Raw genomic sequence first — 20,206 nt, 5'->3', positions numbered from 1 at the left:
GCGATCAGCCGAAGCGGCCCGTGATGTAGTCTTCCGTCTCCTTGCGGGCCGGCTTGATGAAGATCTTTTCGGTGTCGCCGAATTCGATCAATTCACCCAGGTACATATAGGCAGTGTAGTCCGAACAACGCGCCGCCTGCTGCATGTTGTGCGTGACGATCACGACCGTGTAATCGCTCTTCAATTCGGCGATCAGTTCTTCGATGCGGCCCGTCGAGATCGGATCGAGCGCCGAGCACGGCTCGTCGAGCAACAGCACTTCCGGACGGATCGCGATGCCGCGCGCAATGCACAAACGCTGCTGCTGACCGCCCGACAGACCGTAGCCGCTCTGCTGCAGCTTGTCCTTCACTTCGGTCCAGAGCGCGGCTTTCGTGAGCGCCCATTCGACGCGGTCGTCCATTTCCGAGCGCGAAAGCTGCTCGAACATCTTCACGCCGAATGCGATGTTGTCGTAGATCGACATCGGAAACGGCGTCGGCTTCTGGAACACCATGCCGACGCGCGCGCGCAGCAGCGAAATGTCGCGCGTCGTGTCGAGCAGGTTCGCGCCGTCCATCAGGATCTCGCCTTCCGCGCGCTGCTCCGGATAGAGCGCGTACATCTTGTTGAAGGTGCGCAAAAGCGTGGACTTGCCGCAACCCGACGGCCCGATGAAAGCCGTGACCTTCTTCTCGGGAATGCGCAGGTTGATGTTCTTCAGCGCGTGATACTTGTTGTAGAAGAAGTTGAGGTTCTTCACCTCGATCTTCGGCCTGATCGAATCCGCCGGCTGCGAGGCGTGCGTGGGGCGCACGCTGCCGGGAACCGGACCGCGTTCGATCTGCTTTTCCTGGTGGTTGACACCGCTTTCGACCATATTCATGGAATCACTCCACCCTTATTTCTTCGAGAAGATCGCGCGCGCCAGGATATTCAGACCCAGCACACCGAGCGTAATCAGGAACACACCGGCCCACGCGAGCGATTGCCACTGCGGGAACGGACTCATCGCGAACTTGTAGATCGTCACCGGCAGGTTGGCCACCGGCTGATTCATGTCCCACGAGAAAAACTGATTCGACAGCGCCGTGAAGAGGAGCGGCGCGGTTTCGCCGGCAATGCGCGCCACCGCCAGCAGCACGCCCGTCACGATGCCGCCGATCGACGCCTTCAGCGTGATCGACATCACCATCTTCCACTTCGGCGTGCCGAGCGCGAACGCGGCCTCGCGCAGCGCGTTCGGCACGAGCTTCAGCATGTTCTCGGTCGTGCGGATCACGATCGGAATCTGCAGAAGCGCCAGCGCAATCACGCCCGCCCAGCCGGAAAAGCGGCCCATCTTCGCGACGACGAGCGCATACACGAACAGACCGACGACGATCGAAGGCGCCGACAGCAGAATGTCGTTGATGAAACGCGTGACGTTCGCGAGCCAGCGCTTCTGGCCGTATTCGGCGAGATAGACGCCCGCGAGAATGCCGAGCGGTGTGCCGACGAAGGTCGCGAGCACGACGAGCATCAGCGAGCCGACGATCGCGTTGGCGAGACCGCCGCCATCGGTGTTCGGCGGCGGCGTCGATTGCGTGAACAGATCGACCGACAAGCCGCCGATGCCGAGCTTGAGCGTCGTGAAGAGAATCCACACGAGCCAGATGAGACCGAAGGCCATGGCGGCGAGCGACAGCGTCAGCGCGACCGCATTGGTGCCGCGGCGGCGGCTTTGCAGCTTCTGGCGCGTGGCCTGCAGCCGCTTCGGGTCCTGATTGAAGGTAGCGGGACGGCTCATTATTTACGGCCCTCCCCGCGTTCCATGCGAATCAGCATGATCTTCGAAATCGCGAGCACGAAGAACGTGATCACGAAGAGAATGAGGCCGAGTTCCATCAGCGCGGACGTATGCAGGCCCGGGCTCGCTTCCGCGAATTCGTTCGCGAGCGCGGAGGTGATGCTGTTGCCAGGCGAGAACAGCGAGACATTGTCGAGCAGGTTCGTGTTGCCGATGACGAACGTGACGGCCATCGTTTCGCCGAGCGCGCGGCCGAGGCCGAGCATGACGCCGCCGATCACGCCGGCGCGCGTATAGGGCAGCACGATCTTCCACATCACTTCCCACGTCGTGCAGCCGATGCCGTACGCAGATTCCTTCAGCAGCACGGGCGTGACTTCGAACACGTCGCGCATCACGGAGGCGATATACGGGATGATCATGATCGCGAGAATCACGCCCGCGCACAGAATGCCGATGCCGATCGGCGCGCCCTGAAAGAACATGCCGATAACGGGCACGTCGCCGAGCAAATGACCGAGCGGCTTCTCGAAGTATTCCGCGAAGATCGGCGCGAACACGAGCAGGCCCCACATGCCGTACACGATCGACGGAATCGCCGCGAGCAGCTCGATCGCGACGCCGAGCGGACGGCGCAGCCACGCGGGCGAGAGTTCCGTCAGGAACAGCGCGATGCCGAAGCTCACCGGCACGGCGATGATGAGCGCGATGATCGAGGTCGCGATCGTGCCGTAGATCGGCACCAGCGCGCCGAAGCTCTCGCTGGGTGGATCCCACTCCGCGCGCCAGAGAAACGAAAGCCCGAATTTGTGGATGGTCGGCAACGACGCGATGAGCAGCGAAACGATGATGCCGCCAAGCAGAAGCAGCGTGATGACGGCCGCAAGCCGCGTCACGCCGCCGAAAACGATGTCGCCGATACGGCTCGGCGCGCGCTGTGTATGCGCCGCCGGCACCGCCGACGAAAGATTGATGTCCGACATGGGAGCCTTGGTTTCGCTACGTGTCAGACCGCGCGGCGAACCTTGGGGCTCGCCGCGCGGCTTGCTTTCTCTGCTTTGCTGTCCCTCGAATCGATAGCTTAGGACAGTTTGAAACGACTGCTTGCCGCGCTTATTCCGCGACCGACTTGCCCGAAGCGTCCTTCACCTTCGCCTTCCATTGCGTCTTGATTTCGGCAACGACCGAATCCGGCAGCGAGATGTAGTCCAGATCGTTCGCAGCCTGATTGCCGTTCTTGAACGCCCAGTCGAAGAACTTGAGCGTTTCCGAACCTTGCTGCGGCTTCTCTTGCGTCGCGTGCAGCAGGACGAAGGTCGCGCCGACGATCGGCCATGCGTTCTGGCCCGGCTCGTTCGTCAGGATCTGATAGAACGATTTCGACCAGTCCGCGCCCGCCGCAGCGGCCTTGAACGTGTCCGTCTTCGGCTCGACGATCGTGCCGGCCGAGTTCTTCATGCCGACGTAGGTCATCTTGTTCTGCTTCGCGTACGCCCACTCCACGTAGCCGATCGCGCCCGGCAGACGCTGCACGAAGGCCGCGACGCCGTCGTTGCCCTTACCGCCCGTGCCCGTCGGCCAGTTGACGGTCGAGCCTTCGCCGACCTTCGACTTCCACTCCGTGTTGACCTTCGACAGATAGTTCGTCCAGATGAAGCTCGTGCCCGAACCGTCGGCGCGGCGCACCACGGCAATGTCCGTATCCGGCAGCTTGACCTTCGGATTCAGCGCGGCGATCGCCGGGTCGTTCCACTTCTTGATCTTGCCGAGGTAGATGTCGCCGAGCACCTGGCCCGACAGCGTCACTTCACCCGCCTTCACGCCCGGCACGTTGATCACCGGCACCACGCCGCCGACCACCGTCGGGAACTGGAACAGGCCGTCCTTCGCGAGTTCGTCGTCTTTCAGCGGAGCGTCGGAGCCCGCGAAATCCACGGTCTTCGCGATGATCTGCTTGATACCGCCCGACGAGCCGATGCCTTGGTAGTTGACCTTGCCGCCGCCGTTTTTCTGGTAGGCGTCTGCCCACTTGGTGTAGATCGGGGCTGCGAAGGTACTACCCGCGCCGGTGATGTCGGCTGCTTGCGCGGAGATGGCGAACACGGCGCCAATCAGGCCGGCCAGCGCGGTTTGCATCAATTTCATTCTTAACCTCCAGGGTTGTGAGCGTGTGAGACGACACCGCGAAATATAGGAGGAGTCTGTGACAGTAATATGACTAATCGTGAAGCAAACATGTCAGTTTTCTTACGCCCCGAAAGTATGATCACACCGGCTTTGTAAAGCGCCCGATGCAAATAAAAAAGCGGGCCGAAGCCCGCTTTTAGCGAAGTGTCGAGAAATTCAGTAAACGCCTACGAAGTCGCTTCTTTTACGACCTGCGCAATCGTTTCCGCGTACTGAACCGCATCCTTTTGCGCCGACGCTTCCACCATCACGCGCAGGACAGGTTCAGTTCCCGACGCGCGAATCAAGACCCGGCCGTGCGATTGGAGGGAACGCTCGGCTTGCTCGACCGCGCGGCGAATCGCGTCGCTGGCTTTCCAGTCCGCGCCGGCATTCATGCGCACGTTGATCAGCTTCTGCGGGAAAAGGCTCACGCCATCGAGCAGTTGATCGAGCGATTTGCCGCTGCGCTGGATCGCCGCGAGCACTAGAAGCGCCGAGACGATGCCGTCGCCGGTCGAATGACGGTCGAGCGACAGGATGTGGCCGGAGCCTTCCGCGCCCAGTTGCCAGCCGTTCTCGCGCAGCTTTTCGAGCACGTAGCGGTCGCCGACGGCTGCGCGCACGAACTGCACGCCGACCTCTTTCAGCGCCACTTCCACGGCCATGTTGGTCATCAGCGTGCCGACCGCGCCGTCCACCTTGCCGTCGGTCGCGATGCGATCCTTCACCAGCACGTACAGCAACTCGTCGCCGTTATACAGCCGGCCCGTCGAATCGACGATCTGCAGGCGATCGGCGTCGCCGTCCAGCGCGATGCCGATGTCGGCCTTGTGCTCCACCACGGCCCGCACGAGCGCATCGGGCGCGGTCGCGCCGACGCCGTCGTTGATATTGAAGCCGTTCGGCGAGACGCCGATCGACACCACTTCCGCGCCCAGTTCGTGAAAGACGTGCGGCGCGACGTCATAGGCGGCGCCATGCGCGCAATCGACCACGAGCTTCAGGCCGCGCAAGTCGAAATTCGCGGGAAACGTGCTCTTGCAGAACTCGATGTAACGGCCGCCCGCGTCGTCGAGACGCCGTGCCTTGCCGAGTTGCTCGGAAGGCGCGCATTCCATCGGCAGTTCGAGTTGACGTTCGATTTCGAGCTCGACTTCGTCGGGCAGCTTGTTGCCGTCGGCGGAGAAGAATTTGATGCCGTTGTCGTTGTAGGGATTGTGCGACGCGCTGATCACCACGCCCGCCGACAGCCGCAGCGCGCGCGTGAGGTAGGCGACGCCCGGCGTCGGCATCGGGCCGGCGAGCATCACGTCGACGCCCGCCGCCGAGAAGCCCGACTCCAGCGCCGCTTCCAGCATGTAGCCGGACACGCGCGTGTCCTTGCCGATCAGCACCGTCGGCCGATTGCCCTTTTTCTGCAGCGCGCGATCCGCACCCGCGAGCACCTTGCCCGCGGCGTAGCCGAGCCGGAGTACGAAGTCCGGCGTAATCGGCGCGACGCCGACGCGCCCACGGATGCCGTCCGTTCCAAAATATTGACGTGCCATTATTGCTTGCCCTCCTCGCGGGACATATGGCTGCGGTTATCGATCCGCGACATAGTGTTGATGATAGTTATATTGGCGCGCGCGGCCTGCGCCGGAAGACCTCTCCAATGGCGCCAAGGCTCAATGATGCCCATTCGCGGCGGCTTCTTTTGTTGCTTGCCAGACCTTCAGCGCATCGACGGTTTCGGCGACGTCGTGCACGCGGATGATCGCCGCGCCCCGCTCCGCCGCGCAGGCCGCGGCGGCGACGCTCGCCGCGAGCCGCTCGCCCGCGCCGCGTCCGGTGACGGCGCCGAGCATCGATTTGCGCGACATGCCCGCGAGCAGCGGGAAAGCCGCTCCGGCGGGCTGGGTCGCGGCAAGATGCGCGAGCAACTGGTAATTGTGCTCGACGGTCTTGCCGAAACCATAGCCCGGATCGAGACTGATGCGCGCCGCGCTCACGCCGGCCTGCGTAAGTGTGGCCACGCGTTCGGCAAAGAACGCACGGATCTCGGCGACCACATCTTCGTACATCGGCTCGTGCAGTTGCATCGTCTGAGGCTCGCCGAGCATGTGCATCACGCAGAGGCCGCAGTTGCTGTTCTTGACGGCGTCGAGCGCGCCTTCCCGGCGAAAGCCCCAGATGTCGTTGATCATGTCCGCGCCGGCCTCGAGCACGGCGCGCATGACCGCCGGCTTGTACGTATCGACGGAAAGCGGCGCACGGACATCACGCAACGCCTCGACGATTGGCACGACGCGCTCCAGTTCCTCGTCCAGCGGGACGGGCGGCGCGCCGGGACGCGTGGACTCCCCGCCGATATCGATCATGTCGGCGCCGTCGGCGAGCATCTGCTCGGCGCGCGCCAGGGCGGCGTCGCGCGCGATGAACCGGCCGCCATCCGAAAAGGAATCCGGCGTGACGTTGAGGATGCCCATGACGAGCGGGCGTTCGAAGGTCAGCGTGAAGCGGCCGCACTGAAGCGGCGCTGCTGAAAACGGGGATGAGGTCGAGGTGGTCAAGCGAGTCGAACGAATGAAGGAATGGGCTGGAGGGGAGACCGTTTGGCATAGCGAGCACCGTGCGCTACGTGCCGTTCAGCATCTCATTAAAACCGGGCCCTGAATGGAAAATGGGCCGGCGTGCAATGCACACCGGCCCATGAACGAACGCGGAAAACTCAGGCCGTTGCCGGCGCGTTGCCAGGCTTGACCTCGGTACCGCTGCTGCCACCCGAAGGCGTATCGCCCGACGGCGGCGGCATGTTCTTCGGCGGACGCGGCGGACGGTCCGCCATGATGTCGCTGATCTGGTCCGCATCGATGGTTTCCCATTCGAGCAGCGCCTTGGTCATGGCCTCGACCTTGTCGCGGCTGTCTTCCAGCAGCTTGCGGGCGAGTGCATATTGCTCGTCGAGAATGCGGCGGATTTCCGCATCGACCTTCTGCTGCGTGGCTTCGGACACCGACTTCGCGCCCATCTTGCCGAACATGCCGTTCTCTTCGGTGTCGACGTAGACCATCGTGCCGAGGACATCGGACATGCCGTAGCGCGTCACCATGTCCCGCGCCATCTTGGTCGCGCGCTCGAAGTCGTTCGAAGCGCCGGTCGACATCGAGTTCAGGAACACTTCTTCCGCGGCACGGCCGCCGAACAAGATGGCGATTTCCTCCAGCATCTTGTCGCGATAGAGGTTCACGCGATCATGCTCCGGCAATTGCCAAGTGACGCCCAACGCCCAACCGCGCGGCATGATCGTAACCTTGTGCACCGGATCGGCATGCGGGAGCAGCTTCGCCACCACCGCGTGGCCCGACTCGTGGTACGCCGTGTTGCGGCGCTCTTCCTCGCGCATCACAGCGGACTTGCGCTCCGGACCCATGAAGATCTTGTCTTTCGCGTCCTCGAAATCCTGCATTTCGACGATGCGCTTGCCGCGACGCGCCGCGAACAGCGCCGCCTCGTTGACGAGGTTCGCGAGATCTGCGCCGGAGAAGCCCGGCGTGCCGCGCGCGATGACCGATGCGTCCACGTCGTTTGCGATCGGCACCTTGCGCAGGTGCACCTTCATGATGTGCTCGCGGCCGCGGATATCCGGCAGACCGACGTACACCTGACGGTCGAAACGGCCCGGGCGCAGCAGCGCCTTGTCCAGCACGTCCGAACGGTTCGTTGCGGCGATCACGATAACGCCCGAGTTCGCCTCGAAGCCGTCCATCTCGACGAGCATCTGGTTCAGCGTCTGCTCGCGCTCGTCGTTGCCGCCGCCCATGCCCGCACCGCGATGACGGCCGACCGCGTCGATTTCGTCGATGAACACGATACACGGCGCATGCTTCTTCGCCTGCTCGAACATGTCGCGAACACGCGCCGCGCCCACGCCGACGAACATTTCCACGAAGTCCGAACCCGAGATGCTGAAGAACGGCACTTTCGCTTCGCCCGCGATGGCGCGCGCCAGCAGCGTCTTACCGGTACCCGGAGGGCCGACTAGCAGCACCCCGCGCGGAATTCGCCCGCCGAGCTTCTGGAACTTCTGCGGATCGCGCAGGAAGTCGACCAGTTCGGACACTTCTTCCTTGGCTTCGTCGCAGCCCGCGACGTCGGTGAAATTGATTGCGTTGTTGTTTTCGTCGATCAGACGCGCGCGCGACTTCCCGAACGAGAACGCCCCGCCTTTGCCGCCCCCCTGCATCTGCCTCATCATGTAGAACCAGAACCCGATGATCAGGATCGTCGGCCCGAGGTAGTACAGCGCGGAGACGAGCGCATTCGGTTCATCGTCAGCCTTGCCGCTGACCTGAACGCCGTATTTCATCAGATCGCCGACCATCCAGATGTCGCCGGGCGACACGATCTGGTATTTCTGGCCGTCGTTCGGAGTGACCGTGAGATTGCGGCCCTGAACGGTGACGTTCTTGACTTTGCCGTTCTTCGCGTCGTCCATGAACTGCGAATAGGAGACACCTTCTTGGACGCGGGGCTTATCGAACTGCTTGAACACCGTAAACAGCACCAGTGCGATCACGAGCCACACTGCCGCTTTAGAGAACATATTGTTGTTCAAAGCACCACTCCTCACTCATAGACGGGCGCCTACATAAACCTTGCGACGCCACGAAAGCATTCTAATCCAGACCGCTAACCCCTGCCATAAGGTTTAACTACCGCACATATAGCGGCAGAGAGGCCTTTTTCGACATAATCCGCGAAAATATCGCCGATTTACGCCGAATCGCTAGAGCGGGCCGTCAGTTCGGGCGCTTGAGCCGCCGCCCGAGGATAAAAGTCTCCGACGATTTGTCGCGAGAGGCCTTCGGTTTGCGCGGCGCCACCACTTTGAACTGGTGTTTGAACTTCTCGACGATCTGGCTATATCCGCTGCCATGAAAACATTTGACCAGCAGCGCACCCTCCGGTTTCAGATGGTTTTGCGCGAACTCCAGCGCCAGATCGCAGAGATGCTCGATGCGCGCCGCATCGGCACTCGCTACGCCTGAGAGGTTGGGGGCCATGTCCGAAATTACAAGGTCCACCTGCCGTTCTCCGACGATTTCCGCGAGTTGCGCGAGCACCTCGTCCTCGCGGAAGTCACCCTGGATGAAGGTGACGTCGGCGATCGGTTCCATCGGCAGGATGTCGAGCGCGATGATCGTGCCGTCGATGCCGCCCTCGCGCTCCGTATTGCGCTTCGCGCCGTGCGCGAGCTTGTTGCGCGCGTACTGGCTCCAGCTGCCGGGCGTCGAGCCGAGATCGACGATCACCTGCCCCGGCTTGATAAGCTTGTCCTGCTCGTCGATCTCCTTCAGCTTGTAGGCGGCACGCGCGCGGTAGCCTTCGCGCTGCGCCATCTTCACGTAAGGGTCGTTGATGTGGTCATGCAACCACGACTGATTAAAACGGTTCTTTGCCATTCAACTGAGCTCAATTGGCGCGCTCCCGGCGCGCCCGGTGCGTATTTTGCTGCATCGCGCGATGCTTTTAGCGGATAATACGCGTCTTGTTGGCCGGACCGGTCATCGGGCGCTTGCGCGCATCGAAACCCGGCATCCGGCCTGTTCTGTTTCTGGTGGGCGGGCCGCGCGACCGATCGAATCGAAGCGCCGCCGATTACGCGCGAATCCTTGCGCGCTCGCGTAGAGCGAGTTCGATCCGCCTTGCGAGCGCACCGTGCGCACGTCTTGCCGCCCACATTTTAGTCGAGTCCCGAATCTCTCATGCCAGCTCTTAAACTCTCCCCCGCCGAGCGCGCCGACCTGCGCTCCCAGGCCCATGCGCTCAAGCCCGTCGTGCTCGTCGGCGCGGAGGGTCTGACCGATGCCGTGTTCAAAGAGATCAACGTGCACCTGGAAGCGCATCAGCTCATCAAGGTCCGCGTGTTCGGCGACGAACGCGAGGCGCGCGTCGCGATCTACGACGAAATCTGCGATCGCCTGAACGCCGCGCCTATCCAGCATATCGGCAAGCTGCTCGTGATCTGGAGACCCGAAGGCGCCGCGCCGAAGAGCCGCGCCACCCGCACCCGAAGCACCATGCCGCCGAGCGCGGGCGAAGCCGCCGACGAACGTCCGGCCAAGGGCCGCGCGCCGCGCACTGTCAAGGCCGTGAAGATCACGCGCGATGCGCCCGCGTTCAAGAAGCCGAAGAAGCAGACGCTGAAAGTGCTCGGCAACGAGCGCGTGACGGCGGGCGGCAACGTGAAGCGCGCGAAGAAGCGTCAGACCAGCTCGAAGCGCCAGCATCAGGCGGTGAAATAAGCGCACCGCAATAAGCAAACGGCGCGTGCGTTCGCGATGGAACCCACGCGCCGCCGGACGAGCATCGCTACTCAGCTTCGCGCTCGTTTCGCCGCCACCTTGGCCGATTTGCCCTTCGGCACGATCTTGACCGGCGCCGTGCCCGGCAGACGCCACACCAGCGCAATGCCAAACAGGCATTCGATCAGATAGATCGCAGTCGATATGCCGTGCAGAATGCCGAACTCCTTCGCATACGGCGAGCTCGCGAGATCGGTGCCGGCTTCCTGCGCCGCCATGCGCAGCGAATTCATGAACGGCTGCAGGCCGAAATAGCCGATCAGCACGCACACGAGCATCACCGCGACGATCCAGCGCACGCGCTTGTAATCGACGATGCCGCTTCTCACGAAGCGATTGCCGATCAAAATCAGCACCAGCGCGCAAATCACGCCGATGATCGCCTCGATCCGGAAGTACTGCGCCGCCACCGAGCCCGCCGTCGTGCGGTCGAGCATCGAGAAGAGAACCGGCGCGCCAATGAGGCCCAAGGTCAGCAGGCTGCCGACCCAGACCATGCTGACGGTGCGAAAAAGCCGGTGCTCCATCAGACGTAACGAACCGCGATGATTTCGTATTCGCGAGCGCCGCTCGGCGCCTGCACCGATGCCACGTCGCCTTCGGACTTCGCGATCAGCGCGCGCGCGATCGGCGAGCTCACCGAGATGAGACCGTGGTCGAGATCCGCTTCGTCATCGCCGACGATCTGATACGTGACCGTATTGCCCGACGCCAAGTCTTCCAGTTCCACGGTCGCGCCGAACACCACGCGGCCTTCGGCTTCCACCTGCGTCGGATCGATCACTTGCGCAGCAGCCAGCTTCGACTCGATTTCCGCGATGCGGCCCTCGATGAAGCCCTGTTTTTCCTTCGCGGCGTCGTACTCCGCGTTTTCCGAGAGGTCGCCTTGCGCCCGCGCCTCCGCGATCGCGGTGATGACCGCCGGACGCTCCACGGCCTTCAGGCGTTGCAATTCGTCGCGCAGCAACTCCGCGCCGCGCTTCGTCAAAGGAATCGTGCTCATAGACCACTCACAAACAATTTCGTCAAAAAAATTACCGCGGTTAAGCGCATCTCCCTTGACAGGAGACGCCGCTTAACCGCGGCTCGTGATGCTTAGACCGGTAATCGAAGCCTTAGTTTAGGCGAGCATGCAAGCCTTGTAAATCATAGACTTCCAAATCGCGCAGATAGCGCAGCCCTTCCACCGCCGCGCGCGCGCCCGACATGGTCGTGTAGTACGTGACCTTGTTGGCCTGCGCGCTCATGCGGATCGAGCGCGAGTCGGCGATAGCGGCACGCGTTTCGTCGACGGTCGTGAAGACGAGCGCGATCTCGCCGTTCTTGATCATGTCGACGATGTGCGGACGGCCGTCCTTCACCTTGTTGACCGTCTTCACCGGCACGCCCGCCGCCGCGATGGCCGCGGCCGTGCCCTTGGTCGCAACGATCGGATAGCCGAGCTCGTGCAGCATCTGCGCGACTTCCACAGCCTTCGGCTTGTCGGCGTCCATCACGGTCAGGAGCACCGTGCCCGATTCCGGCAGACGCGAACCTGCCGCGAGTTGCGACTTAAACAACGCTTCGCCGAACGTGCGGCCCACGCCCATCACTTCGCCAGTCGAGCGCATTTCCGGTCCAAGCACCGGATCGACCGCCGGGAACTTGACGAACGGGAACACCGCTTCCTTCACGCTGAAGTACGGCGGAATCACTTCCTTCGTGACGCCTTGTGTCTTCAGCTTCTGACCGACCATCGCGCGCGCGGCGATCTTCGCGAGCGGCAGACCGGTCGCCTTCGACACGTACGGCACCGTGCGCGATGCGCGCGGATTCACTTCCAGCACGTAGATGATGTCCTTTTTCGAGCCATCGTTCTGCGGAACTTGCTGGATCGCGAACTGCACGTTCATCAGGCCGATGACGTTCAGCGCCTTCGCCATCGCGGCAGTTTGCCGCTTCAGTTCGTCGACGGTGTCCTTCGACAGCGAGTACGGCGGCAGCGAGCAAGCCGAGTCGCCCGAGTGCACGCCTGCCTGCTCGATGTGCTCCATCACGCCACCGATGAAGACGTCGTCGCCATCGGAGATGCAATCGACGTCGCATTCGATCGCGTCGTTCAGGAAGCGGTCGAGCAGCACCGGCGAGTCGTTCGACACCTTCACGGCCTCGCGCATGTAGCGTTCGAGATCGCGCGGCTCGTGGACGATTTCCATGGCGCGGCCGCCCAGCACGTACGAAGGACGCACGACCAGCGGATAACCGATTTCCTCGGCAAGCTCGAGCGCTTCGTCTTCCGCACGCGCCGTGCGATTCGGCGGCTGGCGCAGATCGAGATCCTTTAGCAGCTTCTGGAAGCGCTCGCGGTCTTCGGCGGCGTCGATCATGTCCGGCGACGTACCGATGATCGGCACACCGTTCGCTTCGAGATCGAGCGCGAGCTTGAGCGGCGTCTGGCCGCCGTACTGCACGATCACGCCAACGGGCTTTTCCAGATCGACGATTTCGAGCACGTCTTCGAGCGTCAGCGATTCGAAGTACAGACGGTCGGACGTGTCGTAGTCGGTCGAGACGGTTTCCGGATTGCAGTTGACCATGATGGTTTCATAGCCGTCCTCGCGCATCGCGAGCGCGGCATGCACGCAGCAGTAGTCAAACTCGATACCCTGTCCGATCCGGTTCGGGCCGCCGCCCAGCACCATGATCTTCTTCTTGTCCGTCGGATTCGCCTCGCACTCTTCCTCGTAGGTCGAGTACATGTATGCCGTCTTCGTCGCGAATTCGGCGGCGCACGTGTCGACGCGCTTATACACCGGACGCACTTTGAGTTCGTGGCGCTTCTTGCGCACGTCGGCCTGATTCGAACCCGTGAGCTTCGCGAGACGGCGATCCGAGAAGCCGCTCTTCTTCAGATACAGCAGTTCGTCGCGCGTCAGGCTCGCGAGCGTGCGGCCTTCCAGCGCCTTTTCCTTCAGGATGATCTGTTCGATCTGCGCGAGGAACCAGGGATCGATCGACGTCTCTTCGAAGATCTCTTCCATCGTGAGGCCGAGACGGAACGCGTCGCCGAGATACCAGATGCGGTCCGGACCCGGCTCGCCGATTTCACGAATGACCTCGTCGCGGCTCGTGGTCTTTTCATCGAGACCGTCGACGCCCACTTCCAGACCGCGCAGCGCCTTCTGGAACGATTCCTGGAACGTGCGGCCCATCGCCATCACTTCGCCGACCGACTTCATTTGCGTCGTCAGGCGCGAATCGGCTTCGCGGAATTTTTCGAACGCGAAGCGCGGCACCTTCGTCACGACGTAGTCGATCGTCGGTTCGAACGATGCAGGCGTTTGTCCGCCGGTAATCTCGTTCTTCAGTTCGTCGAGCGTATAGCCGCAGGCGAGCTTCGCGGCGACCTTGGCGATCGGGAAACCCGTTGCCTTCGAAGCCAAAGCGGAAGAACGCGACACACGCGGATTCATCTCGATGACGACCATGCGGCCATCGTTCGGGTTGATCGCGAACTGCACGTTGGAGCCGCCCGTATCGACGCCGATTTCGCGCAGCACCGCAAGCGATGCGTTACGCAGCACTTGATACTCTTTGTCGGTGAGCGTTTGCGCCGGCGCGACGGTGATCGAGTCGCCAGTATGCACACCCATCGGGTCGAGGTTTTCGATCGAGCAGACGATGATGCAGTTGTCCTTTTTATCGCGGACGACTTCCATCTCGTACTCTTTCCAGCCGAGCAGCGATTCTTCGATCAGCAGTTCGCGCGTGGGCGAAAGATCGAGACCGCGGCGGCAAATCTCCTCGAACTCTTCCTTGTTGTACGCAATGCCGCCGCCCGAGCCGCCCAGTGTGAACGACGGGCGAATGACGGTCGGATACCCGCCGCTGCCGGTGGCTTCCGCGATCTGCGCCTGAACCGCGAGCGCCTCTTCCATCGAATGCGCGATGCCCGACTTGGCCGAGCCGAGGCCGATCTTCGTCATCGCGTCCTTGAACTTCTGGCGGTCTTCCGCCTTGTCGATCGCTTCCGGCGATGCGCCGATCAGCTCGACCTTGTACTTCTCCAGCACGCCGTGATGGAAGAGATCGAGCGCGCAATTGAGCGCGGTCTGTCCGCCCATCGTCGGGAGGATCGCGTCCGGGCGCTCCTTCGCAATGATGCGTTCGACGACTTCCCACGAGATCGGCTCGATGTACGTGACGTCGGCCGTGTTGGGGTCGGTCATGATCGTCGCCGGATTGCTGTTGACGAGGATGACCTTGTAGCCTTCCTCACGCAGCGCCTTACAAGCCTGCGCGCCCGAATAGTCGAACTCGCACGCCTGGCCGATGATGATCGGGCCCGCGCCGATGATGAGGATGCTCTTGATGTCTGTGCGCTTCGGCATAACTGCTCTCGATGAATATGTGCTGTGTTCTGTTCTTTACGCTGCGACCTTTTGCGCTTCCATCAGCTTGATGAAGCGGTCGAACAGATACGCGATGTCGTGCGGGCCGGGCGACGCTTCCGGATGGCCCTGGAAGCAGAACGCGGGCTTGTCCGTGAGCGCGAAGCCTTGCAGCGTGCCGTCGAACAGCGAGACGTGCGTGACCTTCGCGTTGGCAGGCAGCGTCGAGGCATCGACCGCGAAACCGTGGTTCTGCGACGTGATCACGACACGCCCGTCTTCCATGTCCTTCACCGGATGGTTCGCGCCATGGTGGCCTGTTTTCATCTTCATGGTCTTTGCGCCGACGGCGAGGCCCATGATCTGATGGCCGAGACAGATGCCGAAGGTCGGAATGCCGCGCTCGATGAATTCCTTCGTCGCCGCGATCGCGTAATCGCAAGGCTCGGGATCGCCGGGGCCGTTCGACAGGAAGACGCCGTCCGGATTGAGCGCGAGCGCATCGGCGGCCGTCGCTTGCGCCGGCAGCACCGTGACGTGACAGCCGCGCTCGGCCAGCATGCGCAGAATGTTGAACTTGACGCCGTAATCGAACGCGACGACGCGGTACTTCGGCGCTTCCTGCTTGCCGTAGCCGCTACTGAGACGCCATTCGGTCTGCGTCCACTCGTAAGGCTTTTGCGTCGATACGACTTTTGCGAGATCCATGCCGGCGAGGCCGGGGAACGAGCGCGCGAGTTCGAGCGCCTTCGCTTCGTCGTCGGAGCCCGCGAGAATGCAGCCGTTCTGCGCGCCCTTCTCGCGAAGAATGCGCGTGAGCTTGCGCGTGTCGATTCCCGCGATCGCGACGACGCCCTGCGCCTTCAGATAGTCGGCGAGCGTTTGCTCGGAACGGAAGTTGGATGCGAGAACCGGCAGGTCGCGGATGATGAGACCGGCGGCATGGACTTTGGTGGCTTCGACGTCTTCGGCATTCACGCCGTAGTTGCCGATATGCGGATAGGTCAGCGTGACGATCTGCTGCGCGTAGCTCGGATCGGTCAGGATTTCCTGATAGCCGGTGATGGCGGTGTTGAATACCACTTCGCCGATCGTCGAACCGGGCGCGCCGATCGATTGACCACGAAAGACCGTGCCGTCGGCAAGTGCGAGCAGTGCGGGGGAAAATGACGGCAACACGGGAAGCTCCTTGGGGGACACCCTGTTACCGACCTGTCTGTCCGAAATTCAGGCTTGGCTTCCCGCGGCTCAAAAGCACGCGGGTTTCCTTTGCACAGTGCGGCGGCTCGCGAAGCGCGCATCGCGGCTCGAACCGGCACGCGATGAGCGTGGCAACGGAGTCTTCAAGCGGGCGATGGGCGCGTGCGGCGCGCAGCTGATGCGCAGCGAACGACGGTGAATGGGAGGTAGGCGCTAGGGTGCGGGTTGATATGCTCAAACCTTCGAATTATAGCGTTAAAACGCCACATCTGCCAAATTTGGGATTGCTCCGCTTGAGCATCCCCGCGCGGCGGCGCAGCGATTACGACGCCGCGTTTTCCACTTCCGGCTCGCCTCGCTGCAGCGCGCGGCCCGGCAGCATGTACCAGATCGCGCTCGCGACTTGCAGCGCGATCAGCGCCGCCCAGACGGTGATGTGCGCCGACGCCGGAAAGCGCCCCGCTTGCGCCGGCCATAGCGACAGCATCGCGCCGACGCCGACCTGAAAGCCGAAGATCAACAGAAAGATGACGAGCGTCAGCGTCGTGTTCACGCGTCCGGCCATGTGTGTCGGGAAATAGCGCGCCGCGACCGCGTAACTCAGAATGCCGGTGCCGCCGAAAACGCCATACGCCGCGATCAGCACGGCGGGCGGAAGCGGCACGCGCAAGACCATCAACAACTGCGTGACGACGAAAAGCACCATGCCCACGCCGCAGAACGCATACACCGACACGCCGCGCCCCTCCAGGCTGCGCGCCGCCGCGCCGAAGCTGACGGAGCCGAACATCATCGCGAAACCGAGCACGGACACGAGCGCGGACGCGTGACCCGGCGTGAGGTCCATCACATCGGTGAGATAGGGGCGGATCCAGAGCGACTGCATCGCGAAAAACACGCCCTGCGTGACGACGGGAAATGACGCGATTTTCCAGAACGCGGCGCTCTTCATGATGTGCCACGTGCCCTTGAACTGCGTGACGATGTCCGCCTGATGATGCGCGTCCGCCTTGCGCGGGGCGAACAGCGCGATCGCCGCCGCGACGACGAGCGTGAAGACGGCCAGCCCGAAGCACACCTGACGCCACGTCGCGACATGCAGCAGCGACGAGAGCGGCGACCCCACGACGACGCCGCCCAGTCCGCCAACGGCCATCGTCAGTCCGTTGATGAGCGGCAGGCGCCAGACCGGAAAATGCTGCGCCGACGCCTTGAACGCCGCGGCCAGACACACCGACACGCCGACGCCGATCAAGAGCCGCCCCGCCATCAGGCCTGCCAGACCGCTCGATGCGCCGAACACGCCGATGCCCGCCGCCGCGAACACCAGCATGCCCGCGGTCACGCGCGCCGGCCCGAAATGATCGAGCAGCACGCCGACGGGAATTTGCGCCAGCGCAAAGCCGATGAAATACAGCGAGGTGAGCAGGCCGAGATCGGCGGCGGACAGGCCGAGGTCGTGCGTGATGAGCGGCGCGAAGCCGAGATTGACGCCACGGAATACGTACGAGACGAAGTAACCGGCGGCGAACAGGAAAAAGACGCGGAGACGGACAGTGGACGGCATGCGAAACGTACGTTGCTGGGGCGTTTCTTCGATTTTTCTGAAGCGCCAGTTTAACGGGACGATCGACATAAAAACGCCGTCACCTTGGTGACGGCGTGGATTAGCGCGCGGACCGAATGCCTCCGCTTACTTTTTCTTGGTGCTCTTCGTGCTGGTTGCCGGCTTCGCGGTCTTGGCCGCGGCGGGCTTGGCAGCATGCGATGCCGTGGATGCCGACACTTTCGTCACTTTTCCGGAAGAATGGGCAGTCGCCTTGCCGCGCGACGGCTTCGACTCCGGCACGCGCGTGCCGATCCGCGACACGCCGCCGGACGAGCGGCTCGACGCCGCCACCGTCTCGACGCGCACCGGGCCCGGCTCGGCCGGCACCGAACGGCCGTACGGCACATGCAGCACGACGACCTGACCCGGCATGACCATGTCGCCACGCGTGCGATTCCAGGCGCGCACCTGCGCCGGAGACACGTTGTAGCGGTCCGCCAGCGTCGTAACGGCCTGCTTGCGGCGCACGCGGATCACGAGCCTGCGCGTGTCGGGCACGTCGCGCTCGATCGCGAGCGTGGCGTTTTCGGCGACATCGGCGCTGATGTCTTCGTCGTCATCATCCGTGCGCGGCACGACGATCGTCGAGCCGGGCTTCAAGCGCATGCCCGCCGGAATGCGATTGACGGACATGAGCGTATCGGCATCGACGCCAATCTTCTCGGCGATCGCCGCCGGACGCGCGCGCTCCGTCACGGTGTACGTGGTCCACGACGACAGCGCGCCCGAGTAAGACGAGAGATTGCGCTGGAACGATGTTGCGTTGTCGAACGGCAGCAAAACCTGCGGATTGGTCGCGCCGAGAATCACGGGCTTGGAGAACGACGGATTGAGCGAGCGGAATTCTTCCACGCTCATGCCGGCGAGCTTCGCGGCCATCGTCACGTCGATGTCGCGCGCGGTCGTGACCGTCACGAAATAGGGATGGTTCGGAATGTCCGGCAGCGTGAGCCCGTACATTTGCGGGTTGCCGACGATATTCTTGACCGCCTGCAACTTCGGCACGTAATTGCGCGTTTCGTTGGGCATGCGCAGGCTTTCGTAGTCGGTCGGCAGGCCCGCCGCCTCGTTACGCGCGATCGCGCGCTGCACGTTGCCCTCGCCCCAGTTGTACGCGGCGAGCGCGAGATGCCAGTCGCCGAACATGTCGTGCAGGCGCTGGAGGTAGTCGAGCGCGGCGCTCGTCGACGCGAGCACGTCGCGGCGCTCGTCCTTCCACATGTTCTGCTTGAGGTTGTAGTCGCGCCCGGTGCCCGGCATGAACTGCCACATGCCCGCCGCCTTGGCGACCGACAACGCCTGCGGGCTGTACGCCGACTCGATGAACGGCAGCAGCGCCAGCTCGGTCGGCATGTGACGCTGCTCCAGCTCCTCGACGATGTGATACAGGTACTTCTGCGAGCGCGTGGTCATGCGCTCGACGTAATCCGGGCGCTGCGCGTACCAGTTGACCTGCATATCGACGAGGTCGCTCTGCAGATCGGGAATCTGGAAGCCACTGCGAATGCGGTTCCACAGGTCGGACGAACCCGCGAGCGAAGTGACGGGCGTCTTGTCGACGTTGATGGTTTCCTTGGCTGCTGCGGTGCGGCGAATGGTGTCGGCGACTTGTTGCTGCGAGGCGTTGGAATTCGCGGAGGCTGAAATGGGATCGGACACTGTCGGCCCTTGGCTCGCGCAGGCGGCGAGCATCAGGACGGACAGCGCACTAAGAGTTAGTCGCATGGAACGTCTCGGCTTCCACAAAATAATGCTTGGAAATTTGCAGCCGATAGTACGGAACCGCCCTTAAGACGTCAATAAGAATGCGCGCAAAACCCCTGCAAAATCCAGCATCTAACGCCGATTCCCACGTTTCGGATGAAGTTCCACCCATAGTTTCGGGTTAACGGAACTTATCTTTCCAGCCTCGCATCACTCGAAAAGCGTCGAGCCGGTCCGTCACTGGCACGCCAAATTGCGTCGAAAGCGTCGCCTGAATCGAGGGTATATCCGCGCGCAAAAACGGATTCACCGCCTTTTCGTGTCCGATGGTCGTCGGCAGAGTCGGCTTGCCCGCGGACCGCAGCGCCTGTGCGTCGTCGCTCCAGCGAAGCAGCGCCGCGTTGTCCGGCTCGCACGCGCGGGCAAAGCGGATATTCGACAGCGTATATTCGTGCGCGCAGTGAACCTGCGTGCTCTCAGGCAGCGCGGCGAGCGCGTCGAGCGAGCTCAGCATCTGCTGCGCCGTGCCTTCGAAGAGACGGCCGCAGCCGCTCGCGAAGAGCGTGTCGCCGCAAAAAAGATGCGGCGTGCCGCTTCCGTCATCGGCCTGGAAATAGGCGATATGCCCTGCCGTGTGACCGGGCACGTCGATTACGGAAAGTGCCATCGGCGGATGTTCGATCTGCACGCTGTCGCCGCCCGTCACGCGCGTGGTCAGATGTTCGATGCGCTCGCCAGCCGGGCCATAGACGGGAATCCCGCCCTCTGCCTTTCGGCTATCGAGCAGTGCTTTCACGCCGCCGACGTGGTCCTGATGGTGGTGCGTGAGTAAAATAGCGGTCAGCCGCCAGCCGCGTTTGGCGAGATACGCCTCCACAGGCGCCGCATCGCCGGGGTCGACCACGACCGCATCGCGCGAGTCCGAGACGAGCCAGATGTAGTTGTCCTCGAACGCCGGAACCGGCACGTATTCGAGCGCATTTCGAACCAATGCATCCTGAGCAGGCGAATTCTTCATTAGCGAATCCATAGCGATCTT

General features: G+C 62.8%; 16 protein-coding genes. 1 reads left to right on the top strand and 15 read right to left on the bottom strand.

Annotation, left to right across the window (positions count from 1 at the left end):
- Nucleotides 1-4: 4 nt before the first annotated feature.
- From pstB to LY284_RS02175, 8 genes are all read right to left on the bottom strand, one after another.
- Nucleotides 5-865 carry a phosphate ABC transporter ATP-binding protein PstB gene (gene pstB, locus LY284_RS02210; RefSeq protein WP_014191913.1) on the bottom strand — a complete coding sequence of 287 codons (861 nt, stop codon included), beginning with the start codon at nt 863-865 and terminating at the stop codon, nt 5-7.
- Nucleotides 866-880: 15 nt separating this feature from the next.
- Nucleotides 881-1,768 (bottom strand): phosphate ABC transporter permease PstA, encoded by an 888-nt coding sequence (pstA, locus tag LY284_RS02205; protein ID WP_014191914.1) that lies wholly within the window; start codon nt 1,766-1,768, stop codon nt 881-883.
- Nucleotides 1,768-2,751 carry a phosphate ABC transporter permease PstC gene (gene pstC, locus LY284_RS02200; RefSeq protein ID WP_041730542.1) on the bottom strand — a complete coding sequence of 328 codons (984 nt, stop codon included), beginning with the start codon at nt 2,749-2,751 and terminating at the stop codon, nt 1,768-1,770. Before pstC ends, pstA begins: the two co-directional genes overlap by 1 nt.
- A gap of 130 nt (nt 2,752-2,881) precedes the next feature.
- Nucleotides 2,882-3,913: a phosphate ABC transporter substrate-binding protein PstS gene (gene pstS, locus LY284_RS02195; protein ID WP_233384190.1), complete on the bottom strand. Its 1,032-nt coding sequence runs from the start codon at nt 3,911-3,913 to the stop codon at nt 2,882-2,884.
- 209 nt (nt 3,914-4,122) lie between these two features.
- Nucleotides 4,123-5,484 carry a phosphoglucosamine mutase gene (glmM, locus tag LY284_RS02190; RefSeq protein ID WP_053568511.1) on the bottom strand — a complete coding sequence of 454 codons (1,362 nt, stop codon included), beginning with the start codon at nt 5,482-5,484 and terminating at the stop codon, nt 4,123-4,125.
- A 120-nt stretch (nt 5,485-5,604) separates the two neighbouring features.
- The gene (gene folP, locus LY284_RS02185; protein ID WP_014191918.1) at nt 5,605-6,489 is read right to left on the bottom strand and encodes a dihydropteroate synthase; all 885 of its coding nucleotides are present in this window, start codon (nt 6,487-6,489) and stop codon (nt 5,605-5,607) included.
- A 158-nt stretch (nt 6,490-6,647) separates the two neighbouring features.
- Nucleotides 6,648-8,534 (bottom strand): ATP-dependent zinc metalloprotease FtsH, encoded by a 1,887-nt coding sequence (ftsH, locus tag LY284_RS02180; protein WP_014191919.1) that lies wholly within the window; start codon nt 8,532-8,534, stop codon nt 6,648-6,650.
- Between the two features lie 184 nt (nt 8,535-8,718).
- Nucleotides 8,719-9,381: an RlmE family RNA methyltransferase gene (locus tag LY284_RS02175; RefSeq protein ID WP_014191920.1), complete on the bottom strand. Its 663-nt coding sequence runs from the start codon at nt 9,379-9,381 to the stop codon at nt 8,719-8,721.
- Between the two features lie 303 nt (nt 9,382-9,684).
- Between LY284_RS02175 and LY284_RS02170 the strand changes: the two genes are divergently transcribed.
- Complete coding sequence (locus LY284_RS02170) at nt 9,685-10,224, top strand: YhbY family RNA-binding protein (protein ID WP_014191921.1); 540 nt, start codon at nt 9,685-9,687, stop codon at nt 10,222-10,224.
- 71 nt (nt 10,225-10,295) lie between these two features.
- Here LY284_RS02170 and LY284_RS02165 read toward each other — a convergent pair whose 3' ends face one another.
- From LY284_RS02165 to gloB, 7 genes are all read right to left on the bottom strand, one after another.
- The gene (locus LY284_RS02165; protein ID WP_014191922.1) at nt 10,296-10,811 is read right to left on the bottom strand and encodes a DUF4149 domain-containing protein; all 516 of its coding nucleotides are present in this window, start codon (nt 10,809-10,811) and stop codon (nt 10,296-10,298) included.
- Entirely contained in the window at nt 10,811-11,287 is a 477-nt protein-coding gene (gene greA / locus LY284_RS02160; RefSeq protein ID WP_014191923.1) for a transcription elongation factor GreA, read from the bottom strand. The genes LY284_RS02165 and greA overlap by 1 nt, the downstream gene beginning before the upstream one ends.
- A 112-nt stretch (nt 11,288-11,399) precedes the next feature.
- On the bottom strand, nt 11,400-14,654 hold the full coding sequence (gene carB, locus LY284_RS02155; protein WP_014191924.1) for a carbamoyl-phosphate synthase large subunit: 3,255 nt from the start codon (nt 14,652-14,654) through the stop codon (nt 11,400-11,402).
- A 36-nt stretch (nt 14,655-14,690) separates the two neighbouring features.
- The gene (carA, locus tag LY284_RS02150) at nt 14,691-15,833 is read right to left on the bottom strand and encodes a glutamine-hydrolyzing carbamoyl-phosphate synthase small subunit (protein WP_014191925.1); all 1,143 of its coding nucleotides are present in this window, start codon (nt 15,831-15,833) and stop codon (nt 14,691-14,693) included.
- Nucleotides 15,834-16,176: 343 nt separating this feature from the next.
- The gene (locus tag LY284_RS02145; protein WP_233384187.1) at nt 16,177-17,421 is read right to left on the bottom strand and encodes a nitrate/nitrite transporter; all 1,245 of its coding nucleotides are present in this window, start codon (nt 17,419-17,421) and stop codon (nt 16,177-16,179) included.
- A gap of 126 nt (nt 17,422-17,547) precedes the next feature.
- Nucleotides 17,548-19,188 (bottom strand): transglycosylase SLT domain-containing protein, encoded by a 1,641-nt coding sequence (locus LY284_RS02140; protein WP_014191927.1) that lies wholly within the window; start codon nt 19,186-19,188, stop codon nt 17,548-17,550.
- A 160-nt stretch (nt 19,189-19,348) separates the two neighbouring features.
- Nucleotides 19,349-20,185 carry a hydroxyacylglutathione hydrolase gene (gene gloB / locus LY284_RS02135; RefSeq protein ID WP_014191928.1) on the bottom strand — a complete coding sequence of 279 codons (837 nt, stop codon included), beginning with the start codon at nt 20,183-20,185 and terminating at the stop codon, nt 19,349-19,351.
- Between the last annotated feature and the right edge of the window lie 21 nt (nt 20,186-20,206).

The organism is Caballeronia sp. PC1 (assembly GCF_021353155.1).
Classification (GTDB): Bacteria; Pseudomonadota; Gammaproteobacteria; order Burkholderiales; family Burkholderiaceae; genus Caballeronia; species Caballeronia cordobensis.
The sequence above is the reverse complement of the archived record's forward strand: the minus strand, read 5'-3'. Positions and strand labels throughout refer to the sequence as shown.